Here is a 13,282-nt window from a genome sequence, read left to right on the forward strand (position 1 = left end):
TTGCTTGGTACACCGAAGCCTCCCCGTTCCACGCCATCGTTCTCTCAGGCTGTGTGGCCGCAGCGTTGGCATTGACCGGCCCCGGTCGCTACTCTGTAGACGCATGGCGCTCCGCCCGAAGGATTGTTGTGGTTTCGATGCGGCGCCGGCGCTGAACCAACTGGCTCGGCTTGTGCAAGCGTTCAGCCACAGGGAGGGTGAGCTGCACGGTCGTACCAGGGCTGCCGCCCAAGATCTCAAGCGCACCTCCCAGAGATTTGGCGCGCTCGCGCATGCCGACGAGGCCGAAATGGCCAGCCTTCAGTGCTTCATCTGCTCTGTCGGAAGGCAGTCCGATGCCGTTGTCGCTTACCGTCAATCGCAAGGCGCCCGGGGTGTACAGGAGCAAAGCCTCAATGCGTGTCGCAGACGAATGCCGGAACGCGTTGGTCAACGCCTCCCGCGCGATGCTGTAGACCTCAACGGCCCTGTCGAACTCCATGCCCACTTCGTCGCCTTCAACCGCGACTTGATAAGAGGCCTCAACATGCAGGCGGCCCAGTTCGACACATGCTTCGGCCACAGCCTCAGAAAGCGCGCCCGAGGCCAGGCGCTCCAGGTTCGGCGCCCCACGCAAGCCTTCCAAACGTTCGCGCCCCTCTCGCATCACTGAGCGTGCCCCTTGAAGTGCCGCCTCCAGCCGAGCTTTTGTCGGGTTCTCGGTTGGAAGCTGCTCCGCGGCCGCCCTCACCTGCAGAGTGAGCGCGGTGACACCCTGCAGCACCGTATCGTGCAGGTCGCGCGCAATGCGCTCCCGTTCGATGGTCCGCGCTTCGATGTTCGCTCGAACTGAAGAGGCCACGGCACGCAGCCGCAGTCGATACGCAAGATGCAGCAAGGCCAAAAGCGCAGCACCAGCCAAGACGTAGAACCATCGCGTCTGCCAATAGAACGGAAGCACGGATATCTTCAGCGAAGCTGGCTCTGCCGCCTCCAAACCTTCATTCGTTGTGGTCCTCACCAGGAACTCGTAGTTGCCTGGGGGCAGATGCGTATAGATGGCCTGACGTCGATTGCCTGCCTCGTGCCAGTCATTGTCGTAGCCGACCAAACGGTAGGCAAAGCGCAGACGAGTTGCGTCTGACAGCTGAGGTGCCGTGTAGCCAATTTGGAGCAGCGAGACGCCCGCCGGGGCCTGCAGGCCGGGCTGCCGAATCAATTCGGCATCGTCGGCGAGAACCTGCCGGACAAATGCCTTCGGAGCCTGGTTCGATGCAAGCCCCTCGGCGGGGTCGATGCGGCCCAGTCCCGCCTGGGTGGCAACCCAGACCACCCCGTCATTCGATACGACCAGCGTCGGCGTCTTCTGCAACTGCGGGATGGCACCTTCCAATCCATCCCTGAAGTCGTAGCGACGCGCCTTCACGGCGTAGTTCTTCTCTGTCGCTGCACGCATCCATTCGGCCTGAGAGATTCTGACGACGCCGTTGACCTCGGCGAGCCACAGGTCGCCCGAAGGAGACAGCGCGATGCCGGTCACGCCCGAGAGCTCCGGCTGCGCCGCTTCCAGGCGAATTGGCAACATGTGTCCATCGGGCGTTCGCAGGACCAGGCCTCGCTCCCCCCCAAACCAGGTTCCAGCGCTGCTTGCGTGGACGGAAAGGACGTTCCCGACCGTCAAGCCGTCTTCTTCCTCTACGGATAAAACTTGCCCGTCAGCGCCCACACGCCGTGCCCGCCCCGCCATGTAGGTCAACCAAACGCCGCCGCCCGTCTCCGCCGCCATGGCTATCGCCGTGCCTTTGGGCACGCCCTGGAACTCTGACGCATGACGCCACTGGTCTCCCACTCGCCGGAACACGCCCGCGCGGGTGATTGAGGCCCAGAGAATCCCTTGAGCATCCTCGACTATCGCCTGATAGCGGTCGTGATTCGCGCCGCCTCGTCTTGGCCCAACGCCGTCAGGCGGCATGAGCTCGAGTCGTTGACCGTCGGTGACGTGCCAAAGCCGGTCATACGAGGCCGCCCAAGCTCCCCCATCGTTCGCCGATGCGATGGCGAAGATTTCCTCCTTCGGGCCGATTTTCAAAAATTCGGCCTTCTCCTTGTTCAGCCTGAGCAGTCCGTGGTCTGAAGTGCCGACCCAAGCGCCGCCGGCTTGGGACCGAGCCACCACTGGGTACTGCATGTTCGCAACCGGGAACTGCATCTGCACCGCTCCGCGCCGAAAGCGGTCCAGCCCTCCCGTCGTTGCAATCCACATGTTTCTCTTCGAATCCTCGAACATGTAGGTCGTCGTGCCGCCTGACATGCCCTGCGCCTGTGGAAAGCTCTCAAAAGTCCCTTGTGTAAGGTCGCCGGCTCCAGAACGGTCAACGACTCTGGTCACCCCTTCGTCGGAAAGAATCCACCCCGCCCCGTCGGCATCAACGACCAGTCGGTCCGAGTACGCCGAAGCCGGCAGTGCGAGTTGAGACTGGCCGACCTTGTACGAGCCGTCTCCGTACATGACCTCGCGCAACTTGCGCTTGTCAGCCGTCATCATCCATAGACGACCATCCGCGCCGGCCATGACCATCGCGAGCTCACCCTCAGACCCCGGCAGGAAAACGAAGTCTTCGTCGTTGACTCGCCTATACCAAACGCCTTTGGCGTCGTCAGTGAAGATGGTGCCGCGCGCGTCTATCTCCAGCAGGAGGCCAAAGTGCCCCTTGTCCTTTCGTTCGGTCCGCTGCCACCTTTTCCCGTCGAAGCGCGCGATGCCCTGCCCACAGCCAGCCCAAATTGCGCCGTCGGGCGCCTGACGAAAAAATTGGACCGTGCCGGTAGGCAGTCCCTCGGCAGGCCCGTATGTCTTCAGCGCCCCGTCCTTGAACACGCTCACGCCGCCCATCTGATATCCGATGAACAAGCGCCCGTCAGGGAACGCGCGCACGGATTGGACACTGTTGGCGGGAAGGCGAACTCCGCCCAGGGAATTGAAGCGTTCGAACGTCGCTCCGTCGAAACGGTAGAGGCCACTTTTGGCGCCCAGCCAGAGGAAGCCCTCACGGTCCTCCGTGATGCCAGCAATGCTCGACGGAGCCCCGTCGGCTTGGCGCCAAGCTGAGTGTTGGAACTGCCTGATGAGTGGAATGGGAGATGGGTCTGCCAAGACCGGAATGGGTCCAAGCCAAAAAATTCCAACCAGCAAAACTCGGACGAGATTTCTTCCCATTGGCGGCGCGGACGAGGATTCAGGGCGGGGGAGAGAACAAGCATGAATCGAGCCGCCGCCGTCAATTCGGCAGCACGGTCGCCGAGGTGCGACCGGCACCAGACCAGCCCGTCATGCGGGCCGCGTTTCCACCACCACGATGCCGTTGGATCTTGCAGCCCGAAGCGCATTTTCTTCAAAGGTTCGTACTCTGGTGAGTCATGGAAGCGCTTCACTGCTTCTTTGCTCGGAAACTCCAGCACCACAACAGAATTAGGCTGCCATATACCTTCGCAATTGACAGGCTGCAGATCCGCGCGCTATGGGCTTGGCGCCATGCTTTGCGAGCAGCGCGATGGCAGCCTGTCGCGCAGACGGCGAACCGCGAAGCGCTTGCGGCGTCGCTACCTGCGTCGGTCGATACCGTCCTTGGCATCGCGCTCGCCTTGGGCCTCTGCTGCAGGCGGCCATGGTTCCTCAGCAGTCCGAGTATTCAGAGCCCTCAATGGGCCGGCAGAGCGCGCCGCCAGGCGTGCAGGATGAGGAACTGCAATGAGACCGCGGCGCACGGAAATTTGCACCGCTTCCGTGCGACCCGAAGCACCCAGCTTCGAGAGGATTGACGTCACATGACTCTTGACTGTGCCTTCGGTGATTCCCACCTTCTCTCCCACGGCCTTGTTGGGCAAACCAGCGGCCAGGCATTGCAGGACTTCAAACTCTCTGCTGGTGAGCTCCGGCGAGTACGCGTTCTCCGCCATGGCCGTAGCGAGTTCCAAAGGGATGTAGCGTCCGCCAGAACGCAGCTTCTGCAGACACGCAGCCAACTCTTCCGAGGTGGTCCCGACCTGGAGCAGGCCTCTCACCCCCATGCGCAGCATTTCCCGGGCACAAAGGTCACCAAAAGCATCCAGGACCGCTATCACCACCAGCGTCGGCGCTGCATCTTCAAGTAGCCGCTTCACCACGGTCATGCTCGCAACCACGAGTGCGCGGTTTGGCAACTGTGGCAGCTCGTCGTCGCGCCCGAATTCGCCCACTTGACAGCCCATGGCCGTCAGCATGACGCCGAGCCCCCTCCGAACAACTTCACATTCATGGACGACCCAGATTCCTCGGTCTGAGGTCTGCCTCCCGTACATCACTGAACCTCCGCATGCGGCGAAGGTCGCAGTGTCCCCAACGCGAGCGGGACGCACCAAGCCATCCGCGCCATCGTCTAACGCCAGAGAATACGGCCGACATCCACCGCTGCCCACGCACAGGCATGAGCAGCAGCGAGATTGCGCGACAGATTAAGGCAGCAGTACCAGCGAGCCGCTCTTGGCGCGAGACGCGATGTCTTCGTGCGCCTTGGCGGCGTCACGCAGCGCGTAGGTGGTGATGGCGACTTCGCCAAAGACGCCGGCCTTGAGGGCGCTGAAGACTTCACTGGTCGCCTGCTCGACAAGGCCGGACAGGTGAGTGGCCATTGGGCCGCCGACCATCTTGAGACCGCGCTTGGCCACCGCGTCCCTGTCGACATTCGGGGCACCGGACGCCGAACCTATGGAGACGATGGTGCCACCGTCTTTCACCGCCACAAGCGTCGCGTCGAACGTCGCCTTGCCGACGAACTCGTAGACCACGTCCACGCCGGTCGGAACGAGCTGACGCACCTGCGCTCCCAAGTCGGCAGCGTCAGAGGCCAAGACGTGGTCGATGGCACCCACGAGCGCGGCACGCTTTGGTTCGCTGCCCGCGGTGCCGATGACGGTCGCACCTCGCGCCTTGGCCCAACGTGCCAGCAGGCTGCCGACGCCGCTGGACGCCCCCTGCACTAAGACCGTCTGCCCGGCCTGCAACTTGTGATAGCCGTTGAGGCCGGCCCAGGCCGTCAGGCCTTTGGTCAGAACCGCGGCAACTTGCTCAGCGCCGAGGTCGTCGGGCACTGCGACCAGCGCACTGGCGTCCACATGCCGCGTTTGGGTATAGCTGCCCGGGGCCAGGTAGTAAGCAACGCGCTGCCCGACCTGGACGTTGTTGACACCATGGCCAATAGCCTCGATGACACCAACGCCTTCGACGCCGGGAATGGCGGGCACAGGCAGGGGGAAGACGCCCTGACGGAACATCGTATCGATGAAGTTCACGCCGATGGCCAGGTGGCGCAGGCGGACCTGGCCATCGCCGGGCAGGCCGATGTCTGGGTTGTCCTCGACCTCCAGGACTTCAGGGCCGCCGTAGGAGTGGTAACGGATGGTGGTGTTCATGATGATTTCTTTCGCAGGTATTGAATGCGTTGGCGGGCTCAGATGACGGCGAGCAGGCCGCCGTCCACGAGCAGTGCCGTGCCGGTCACGTAGCTCGACAGGTCCGAGCCCAGGAATGCAACGGCGTCGCCGATTTCCGAGGGCTGGCCCAGGCGGCGCAGCGGGGTGCGCAGGCGGAAACCTTCTGCAGCCTCGGCAATGCCCGGTGCTGTGCGCAGCAGGTGGGTGTCGATGGTTCCTGGCGCCACGGCGTTCACGCGAATGCCGTCGGGTCCCAGCGCGTCAGCCAGCGACTTGGCCATCAGCACGACGCCGCCCTTGCTGGTCGAATAAGCGACCGTGATGCCTGCACCGGAGAGTCCGCCCATGCTGGCCATGAGCACGATGCTGCCTTTCTTGCCGTTGGCCTTCATCTGACGGGCTGCGGCTTGTGCGCTGAAGAGCGTCCCGTCCAGATTCACGGCCAGAAGCTTGTGGAAGTCCTCAGCAGAAACATCGGGGCCGTCGGCCTTGAGGCTGATGCCGGCATTGGCCACCATCAGGTCCACGCCACCGAATTCGGAGGCCGCCTCAACGAGCGCGTCGACCTCTTCCTTCTTGCTCACGTCCGCCTTCACAAAGGTCGTCGCAACGCCGAGCGCCTTGATTTCGTCGGTGGTTGGCACACCGCCTTCGCGAGGGTCCGAGCTGATGTCGGACACCACGACCGCCTTGGCGCCATGCTTGGCTGCATTGATGGCGATGGCACGGCCAATGCCGCTGGAGCCTCCAGTGACGACGACGACCTTGTTCTGCAGGATGTTGGTGTTCATGTCGCTCTCCTTATTGCGGCAGTGCATTCAGTTGCTTCAGGACCGAGTACAGGTTGGCGACGCCCCAGTGCTCGGTAATCTTTCCGCCTTGCACTCGCATGGCGTCCACTGTTTCAAAGTGGATGGGTTTGCCGCTGGCGGGAAGGCCCAGGAAATCGCCCTTGTGGGTGCCGTGATACGTCTTGTAGGTCGTCACGACATCGCCGTCGGAGCGCTGCCAGTGGATGACCGCATGGAAATCCGGGAATGCTTCGCGCAGCTTCTTGTAGAGGCCGAGGGCGCCAGCCTTGTCGGGTGTGCAGTTCGGCTGCGGCGTGTGGTCCAGGAAGTCGTCAGAGAAGAGCTCGTCAAACAGGGCCCAGTTGCCGCCACCTTGCACTTCGGCGGTGTTTCGACGAATGACGGCCTTGGCGGCCTCGCTGATGTTGGTGGTGTCAGTCATGTTGATTCTTTCGAGTGAGAGGTTCAGATTTCGAAGCCGCCGATGGTCATGCCGCCGTCCACGACGAGCATCTGACCCATGACGTAAGAAGAGGCCTCAGAGGCGAGCCACACTGCAGCAGCGGCAATCTCGGAGGGAAGGGCGCCGCGCTTGGCCGGGATGGCCGAGGTAGCGAGCTCTGCGAAGCCGGGGTTCTGTGCACTGGCTTCCTTGACCATGGGCGTCTCGGTCCAGCCAGGGGCCAAGGCATTGATGCGCAGGCCATGCGCGGCGTTTTCCATGGCCGCGACTCGAGTGAGCCCGTGGACGCCATGCTTCGACGCCGCATAGGCGCTCATGCCGCCCGGGCCGGTCAACGCTGCCACCGACGCGGTGTTGACGATGGCGCCGCCGCCGGTGCGTCGCAGCAGCGGGATCTGGTGCTTCATGCCCAGGAAGACGCTTTTGAGGTTGACCGAAATGACCCGGTCAAAGTCTTCCGTGGGGTAGTCCTCGATGCGGTGTGCCTGACCCGTGATGCCGGCGTTGTTGAACGCCACGTCCAACCGACCCAGGTCCTTGTCGATTCGAGCGATGAGGTCATGTACCTGCGCCTCGCTGGAGACGTCCATCGGCGCCGTCAGCACGCGGCCGCCGAGCTCGGCAATGAGGTCTCGGGTGGCCGCAAGGCCGCCCTCGTTCAGGTCTGCCGCAACGACGATTGCGCCGCGGCTTGCGAAGGCCCGAGCGGCCTCGCGACCAATCCCGGAACCAGCCCCGGTGACCAGCGCCACCTTGTTCTCAAAATCCTTTGGTGCCATTTGCTACTCCTTGAAGTGGTGCAGCTCGTTGCTGCATGGTTCGAAGAGTAGGGACGCAGGACCTATCGCGGTAGCCTCTTTGTTTCGATGGAATTTATCGTCAATGCAGATACATTGACTCAAGCCTCCTTGAGCCGGGCGATGAACCATCGCCCGGCTGGCCCGGGTGGCGCGTCCGCTCGATAGACGGCGTACATGGCGATGCTGGGCGTGCTCGGCTGGTGCACCTCCAGGCTGAGCGACACCAGTTCGCCGCTGTCGATGTCTCGCTGCACCATCTCGCGTGGCATGTGGCCCCAGCCGAAGCCTGCTTTCAGAAAGGCGTGCTTGGCGCCCAGGTCCGCCAGTCGCCAGATCTGCGCCGCCAGCACGCCGTAGCTGCGACCTGCGCTCAGCGTGGTCCGGTCGGTCAGGACCAGTTGAACGTGGCGCTCCAGCTCGCTGGAGCTGAGTGGGCCCTGCAGGGACGCAAGGGGGTGCGATGGCGAGACGACGGTCACCATCGGCACCTGCGCCAGGGCCTCTGACCTCGTCCCTTCCGGCACGACGGGAAGCGAGCCGACGATGCCGATCTGACAAGTCCCTTCCAGCACCGGTTGCACAACGGCGCCGAGCGCTTCGACGTACATCCGCAGCGGCGTTGTCGGGAACTGTTCCTTGAAGGCTCCTACGGCCGCTGTCAGTGCGCTCATCGGGAACATCACGTCCACAGCAACCGACAACTCCGGCTCCAGGCCTTCCGACAGGGTGCGCGCGCGAGCCTTGAAGCTGTCCATGCCATGAATGACGGCCTTGGCCTCGCCCAGCAGGGCCTTGCCCTCCTCCGTCAGCACCGGATACCGGGCTGAACGGTCGAACAGAGTCACCCGGAGTTGGCCCTCCAGATTGGCCAGCGTCTGGCTCACCACGGACTGGGCGCGTCTGAGCTTGCGACCTGCGGCGGAAAAGCTGCCCTCCTCGGCGGCGGCAATGAAGGTGCGAAGTTGGTCCAGAGAGACGCCGTCGAGCATCTATCGCTCCCGATGATGGATTCCATCTAAACATATAGGCTTCCCAGCTGGCTGTCCAGTTTTTAAGCTTCGTTCCATCGCATTAGACGGAGCACAGACATGAAAGCCATCTACCAAATGCCGCATCAAACCAGTACCTCTGAACGGGCTTTGCACCGGGCCAGCGATGCGCACACTTCTCACCGCGGCATCGCCGCTCGCACCAGCGGTCGCATCCACGGGCCAGTGAACCGCCTTGTGAGTCCCGGCATGGCGGGCAGCTATCTCAAGCCGTTCGTCTTCCTGGACTACTTCGACTTCCAGTCGACCGGCGAGACGATGTTCCCGATGCATCCGCATTCGGGCATTGCAACCACGACAGTCCTGCTGGAGGGCGGCATGCGCTACGAAGACACCACTGGCGCCAGCGGCGTGCTGAAGGCAGGTTCCGTGGAATGGATGCGGGCCGGAAAGGGCGTATGGCATGACGGTGTGCCGCTGCCCGGCCAGCGCCTGCGCGGCTACCAGCTGTGGCTGGCTTTGCCCGAGGCGCTTGAATTGGCCCCGGCCCAGAGCCAGTACCTCGAGCCTGCCGAAGTCCCCGTCGTGGGCAAGGTGCGCGTCATCCTTGGCCAGTACCAGGGCGCGCGCAGCAAAGTCAACTCTCCCGAAGGCATCCAGTACCTGCACGTGTCACTGAACGCAGGCGAAAGCATCGAGCTTCAGCCGCCTCCAAGCCACCAGGTGGCTTGGCTACATGTCGGCCGCGGTTCCCTGTTGAGCGGCATGGAACGCATTGCCGATGAGTTGGTGGTCTTCGAAGAAGGCGACCAGGCGGTTCGGCTTACCGCCGAGCACACCACCGACTTCATCTTCGGCACCGCGCGCAAACACCCGCACGACCTGGTGCTGGGCTCGTATTCGGTTCACACCTCCCATGCTGCGCTTCGGCTCGGCGAACAAGAAATTGCTCGGCTTGGCGAGCAACTCCGCGCAAGCGGGCGGGCCATCTAAGACCCACCTCACCCAAGTTACCCCTTCTCTTTACCAACGTCCTTTCAACCCAAAGCTTCATTCAGGAGTTTCATCATGCAATCGACCAATACCGTCTCCACTCCCGTCAACGTGTCCGTGCTGCCGCTGCTCGGCCGCCTGCTCATCGCCACCATCTTCTTGGTCAGTGGCTTTGGCAAGCTGACGGCTCCGAGCGCCACCATCGGCTACATCGCGTCGGTCGGCCTGCCCCTGCCTGAGCTCGCATACGCGGGTGCTCTGGCCGCCGAGCTGGGTGGCGGACTGCTGCTGGTGCTCGGCTATCGCACCCGCTGGGTCGCCGCTGCTCTTGCTGCGTTCTCTGTCGTCTCTGCGGTGCTGTTCCACAACGCACTGGGCGACCAGAACCAGATGTTCCACTTCCTGAAGAACCTGGCCGTGGCCGGCGGGCTGCTGCAGTTCGTCGCCTTTGGCGGGGGCACGCTGAGTCTGGACGAGCGCAAGCCTGAAGTGACCGGCATTTTGAGCACCGCACGCTGAACCGACGGGCGGACCTTCCATCACGGGCGGTCCACCGCTGACGCACCTCACCAAATCCGATTCAAGCCATGAAGCCGATTCCCGCCCTCGCCATCGCCATCCTCAGCGCCACCACCATGGTCGCAAGCGCAGCGGCCGCCGCGCCAGCTGTGCCTGCGCATGCCGACACCATCATCAAAAACGTCGTCCTGGTCCATGGCGCCACAGTTGACGGCTCCTACTGGGAACAGGTCTATCGCGAGTTATCTCAAAAGGGTTACCACGTCACCATCGCCCAGCACCCGCTGACCAGCTTTGGCGCCGACGTCGCCGCCACCCAACGAGTCCTTTCGCTGCAGGACGGTCCGGTCGTCCTTGTCGGTCACAGCTACGGCGGAGCCGTCATCACCGCCGCAGGAAGCGACGAGAAGGTCAAGGCGCTCGTCTATGTTGCGGCACATGCTCCCGACGCCGGAGAGAGCGTCGCCGACCTGAACGGAAAATACCCGATGGAAAGCCTGAAGGCGGTGCAAGCCACGCCAGACGGCTACATCTACGTCGACCGGTCGAAGTGGCGTGAGGTCATCGGTGCCGACACGCCCAAGTCCTATTCCGACTTCGCCGCCGCCAACCAGGTACTGACCAATGGCGAAGCGTTCGGCGCGAAGCTGCAAACCGCGGCTTGGCATCTGAAGCCCACCTACGCCCTCGTCACGACCGACGACAAGACTGTGAGCCCAGACCTGCAGCGCTTCATGTACGAACGAGCGAAAGCTCAGACGGTCGAGGTCAAGGCCAGCCATTCAGTGCTCGTGTCTCAACCGAAGGCAGTGGTTGCCCTCATCGTCACGGCCAGCAAACTTCGCAGCTCCGCAGCGCCATGAGCGCCCAAAGAAAAAGACCGGGCACCGACCATCAAGTCGATGTCCCGGCCTAGCCGCTCAGACCCGCAATGCTTTCAAGAGCCCGTGATCAGGCGGCAACGGCGAGGTCCTGAACCAGCTGCTTGTGCAGGCCATAGAAGTCGAAGTAACTGTCTGCACGGACAATCTTCCCGTCCTTGAGTTGGTAGACATCGCAGAAGTTCACCTGCATCTTGCGGCCTGTCGGTTCGATGGTGCCGGCCGGTGAGTGAAAGACACCTTCGTGGGTACCGCGGCCGATGCCCTGTGCGACGACGTGGTCCCCAAGGGCCGTCAGGCTGCGCACTTCGCAGGTCGCATCCGGGAAGATATTGAACCAGCTCTTCCACGGGTCAATGATGGCATTGACACCGGTAGAGGTGAAGTTGAACGGGACATCCAGCCATTCACTCTCGGGAGCACCGAAGCCAGCGATGGTCTCCAAGTCCTTGGTGTTCACGGCTTCATACAAGGCGCGGATGCGGTCGACGTTCTGTTGGGTGTTCATGGTGGTTCCTTTCAGTTGAACCTCGCTGATGAGGTGAAGAAAGTCTAGGAATCACCGCCGGCCGGCACCTGCCTAAAACGCTGCATCCGCTTGCCAATTTCTGCAAACAGCTCAAGCGACCCTCACCATCTGCAGACTGGCAAGGCGCCACCAATGCTTGCACGAAGCGACAAGTAGCTTGGTCGAACGGGCAAGTGGCACATGGCCCCGCTTTGTAGAGTGACGACAAAGCGCGGACATTGCCCATGAGCCCGCGTGCTTGCGGAACGACACGGTGGCGGCCATGCAACTCTTCGAAAACATGCTTCTTCTCCTTGCCCTGGCGGTCTTGCTGCTACAGGTATCACGACGCATGTCCTTGCCTTATCCCTCCATGCTCGCGCTCGCGGGCGCGGTGGCGGGGCTGCTGCCATGGGCGCCGCAAGTGAACATCGAGCCTCATCTGGCACTGGTCCTCTTCATCGCCCCGGCGCTTCTCGATGCGGCTTACGACACCTCGCCGCGGGAACTTGTCAGAAACTGGTTGCCGTTGACCGCGCTCGTCGTGGTGGCGGTGCTTCTCACCACGGCGGCTGTTGCTTGGGTGGGATGGGCTCACGGAGGCCTGCCTTTGGCTGCGGCCGTCACCCTTGGAGCCATCGTCGCTCCGCCTGATGCGGTGGCTGGAACGACCGTGATGCAGAACTTCCGTATCCCACGCAGGACACTGTCCATCATCAACGGCGAGAGCCTGCTCAATGATGCCGTGGCACTGCTCATCTTCGGCGCGGCCGCCGCGGCAGCCATGACCCCGCACCTCGCCATCTCATCTCAGCTACCTATTCTGGCCGCGTCGGTACCAGCTGGCGCCCTGCTGGGGTACTTGCTCGGCAAAGCCTTCGTGCACCTGGCCCCTATCGTGGCCGGCACGATGTCGGCCACCATCGTCGAGTTCGTGATGACCTTCGGCGCATGGCTCGTTGCAGAACATCTGAAGATTTCCCCAATCATTGCCGTCGTCGTGTTCGGCATGACCGTCGCCCGCTACTTCCCCTCCCGGAGCAACGCCCGCGACCGCGTCCACTCGTACGCCGTATGGGGCGCCGCAGTGTTCGCGCTGAATGTTTTGGCATTCCTGCTGATGGGACTCCAAGCGCGCAACATCATTGCCCAACTGTCCGGTCAAGCGCGCATGGATGCACTTGCCTTCGCTGGGGCCGTGCTTGGCACGGTCATCGTCGTGCGTCTGGCCTGGGTGCTCGCTTATGGGACCGTCATCCGCGCGCTCCATCCTGCGTTCGAACGCCTGGGCGTTGAAGTCCCGGTAGCCCCAAAGCGAGTGGGCGTGCTGGTCGGGTGGTCCGGCATGCGTGGCTTGGTCACGCTCGCGACGGCTTTTGCCCTCCCCGCGGACTTCCCAGGTCGCGACACCATCGTGCTCGCGGCCTTCGCGGTGGTGTTGGGAACTCTCGTCTTGCAGGGTCTGACCCTGGGCCCGCTCATCAAGCGGCTGGGCATACAGCCCGATCATTCGCTTGAGCACGAGCTCGCTTCTGCCAGGACAAGGCTGGTCGACGCCGCTCTCCAAGCGCTCGAAGGGCAAGAGGCCCACAAACCGGGCGTAGCAGAAGTCATTCAAGAACTCCGGGCCGACCGCCGCGCTCTGAGCAACCCTGCTGAGGCCTCCACCGTCACAGAATTGGACGAAGCCAGGCTACAAGCGCTACGGTCCCAGAGGCGTTTGCTACACGAGCTCAGGGCCTCTGGGAAAATCGAGGACGACGTTTTCCACGTCATCGAGGAGGAGCTCGATTGGGCCGAGCTGAACGCATCAGCTGCGGCACAGGCCCGCATCGCCAGTGTCTAGGAAATGCCGTGAGCAGAAGTCCCTCTTCTACATCTGCGCCTGGT

The 13,282-nt window shown here is 62.9% G+C and carries 12 protein-coding genes and 1 pseudogene; 4 read left to right on the top strand and 9 right to left on the bottom strand.

The window, feature by feature from the left end:
* Nucleotides 1-88: 88 nt before the first annotated feature.
* The 8 genes and pseudogenes from AC3WR5_RS15110 to AC3WR5_RS15145 form a co-directional block, all read right to left on the bottom strand.
* On the bottom strand, nt 89-3,172 hold the full coding sequence (locus AC3WR5_RS15110) for a sensor histidine kinase (protein ID WP_492485576.1): 3,084 nt from the start codon (nt 3,170-3,172) through the stop codon (nt 89-91).
* 194 nt (nt 3,173-3,366) lie between these two features.
* A pseudogene (locus tag AC3WR5_RS15115) lies at nt 3,367-3,486 on the bottom strand (DUF1330 domain-containing protein); the annotation flags it as partial.
* A gap of 93 nt (nt 3,487-3,579) precedes the next feature.
* Nucleotides 3,580-4,239, bottom strand: a complete 660-nt coding sequence (locus AC3WR5_RS15120; protein ID WP_492485577.1) for a response regulator transcription factor — start codon at nt 4,237-4,239, stop codon at nt 3,580-3,582.
* A gap of 231 nt (nt 4,240-4,470) precedes the next feature.
* Nucleotides 4,471-5,427: a quinone oxidoreductase family protein gene (locus AC3WR5_RS15125; RefSeq protein WP_492485578.1), complete on the bottom strand. Its 957-nt coding sequence runs from the start codon at nt 5,425-5,427 to the stop codon at nt 4,471-4,473.
* 38 nt (nt 5,428-5,465) lie between these two features.
* The gene (locus AC3WR5_RS15130) at nt 5,466-6,239 is read right to left on the bottom strand and encodes an SDR family NAD(P)-dependent oxidoreductase (protein WP_492485579.1); all 774 of its coding nucleotides are present in this window, start codon (nt 6,237-6,239) and stop codon (nt 5,466-5,468) included.
* A 10-nt stretch (nt 6,240-6,249) separates the two neighbouring features.
* Nucleotides 6,250-6,681 carry an ester cyclase gene (locus AC3WR5_RS15135; RefSeq protein ID WP_141284568.1) on the bottom strand — a complete coding sequence of 144 codons (432 nt, stop codon included), beginning with the start codon at nt 6,679-6,681 and terminating at the stop codon, nt 6,250-6,252.
* Nucleotides 6,682-6,704: 23 nt separating this feature from the next.
* The gene (locus AC3WR5_RS15140) at nt 6,705-7,481 is read right to left on the bottom strand and encodes an SDR family NAD(P)-dependent oxidoreductase (RefSeq protein WP_492485580.1); all 777 of its coding nucleotides are present in this window, start codon (nt 7,479-7,481) and stop codon (nt 6,705-6,707) included.
* 119 nt (nt 7,482-7,600) lie between these two features.
* Nucleotides 7,601-8,491, bottom strand: a complete 891-nt coding sequence (locus tag AC3WR5_RS15145; RefSeq protein WP_492485581.1) for a LysR family transcriptional regulator — start codon at nt 8,489-8,491, stop codon at nt 7,601-7,603.
* A gap of 99 nt (nt 8,492-8,590) precedes the next feature.
* Between AC3WR5_RS15145 and AC3WR5_RS15150 the strand changes: the two genes are divergently transcribed.
* From AC3WR5_RS15150 to AC3WR5_RS15160, 3 genes are all read left to right on the top strand, one after another.
* Complete coding sequence (locus AC3WR5_RS15150) at nt 8,591-9,484, top strand: pirin family protein (RefSeq protein WP_492485582.1); 894 nt, start codon at nt 8,591-8,593, stop codon at nt 9,482-9,484.
* Nucleotides 9,485-9,559: 75 nt separating this feature from the next.
* Nucleotides 9,560-10,003 (top strand): DoxX family protein, encoded by a 444-nt coding sequence (locus AC3WR5_RS15155; protein ID WP_492485583.1) that lies wholly within the window; start codon nt 9,560-9,562, stop codon nt 10,001-10,003.
* 68 nt (nt 10,004-10,071) lie between these two features.
* The gene (locus AC3WR5_RS15160; protein WP_492485584.1) at nt 10,072-10,866 is read left to right on the top strand and encodes an alpha/beta fold hydrolase; all 795 of its coding nucleotides are present in this window, start codon (nt 10,072-10,074) and stop codon (nt 10,864-10,866) included.
* 88 nt (nt 10,867-10,954) lie between these two features.
* Here AC3WR5_RS15160 and AC3WR5_RS15165 read toward each other — a convergent pair whose 3' ends face one another.
* Nucleotides 10,955-11,392: a nuclear transport factor 2 family protein gene (locus AC3WR5_RS15165; protein WP_141284576.1), complete on the bottom strand. Its 438-nt coding sequence runs from the start codon at nt 11,390-11,392 to the stop codon at nt 10,955-10,957.
* A gap of 283 nt (nt 11,393-11,675) precedes the next feature.
* Between AC3WR5_RS15165 and AC3WR5_RS15170 the strand changes: the two genes are divergently transcribed.
* Complete coding sequence (locus AC3WR5_RS15170; RefSeq protein ID WP_492485585.1) at nt 11,676-13,238, top strand: cation:proton antiporter; 1,563 nt, start codon at nt 11,676-11,678, stop codon at nt 13,236-13,238.
* Nucleotides 13,239-13,282: the final 44 nt, after the last annotated feature.

Source organism: Ideonella sp. FW305-24 (genome assembly GCF_058788035.1).

Bases quoted from the DNA above. Each gene is read 5' to 3' on its own strand.
- AC3WR5_RS15120 (WP_492485577.1), bottom strand. From the start codon at position 4,239: ATGCTGACGGCCATGGGCTGTCAAGTGGGCGAATTCGGGCGCGACGAC.
- AC3WR5_RS15125 (WP_492485578.1), bottom strand. From the start codon at position 5,427: ATGAACACCACCATCCGTTACCACTCCTACGGCGGCCCTGAAGTCCTG.
- AC3WR5_RS15130 (WP_492485579.1), bottom strand. From the start codon at position 6,239: ATGAACACCAACATCCTGCAGAACAAGGTCGTCGTCGTCACTGGAGGC.
- AC3WR5_RS15135 (WP_141284568.1), bottom strand. From the start codon at position 6,681: ATGACTGACACCACCAACATCAGCGAGGCCGCCAAGGCCGTCATTCGT.
- AC3WR5_RS15140 (WP_492485580.1), bottom strand. From the start codon at position 7,481: ATGGCACCAAAGGATTTTGAGAACAAGGTGGCGCTGGTCACCGGGGCT.
- AC3WR5_RS15145 (WP_492485581.1), bottom strand. From the start codon at position 8,491: ATGCTCGACGGCGTCTCTCTGGACCAACTTCGCACCTTCATTGCCGCC.
- AC3WR5_RS15150 (WP_492485582.1), top strand. From the start codon at position 8,591: ATGAAAGCCATCTACCAAATGCCGCATCAAACCAGTACCTCTGAACGG.
- AC3WR5_RS15155 (WP_492485583.1), top strand. From the start codon at position 9,560: ATGCAATCGACCAATACCGTCTCCACTCCCGTCAACGTGTCCGTGCTG.
- AC3WR5_RS15160 (WP_492485584.1), top strand. From the start codon at position 10,072: ATGAAGCCGATTCCCGCCCTCGCCATCGCCATCCTCAGCGCCACCACC.
- AC3WR5_RS15165 (WP_141284576.1), bottom strand. From the start codon at position 11,392: ATGAACACCCAACAGAACGTCGACCGCATCCGCGCCTTGTATGAAGCC.
- AC3WR5_RS15170 (WP_492485585.1), top strand. From the start codon at position 11,676: ATGCAACTCTTCGAAAACATGCTTCTTCTCCTTGCCCTGGCGGTCTTG.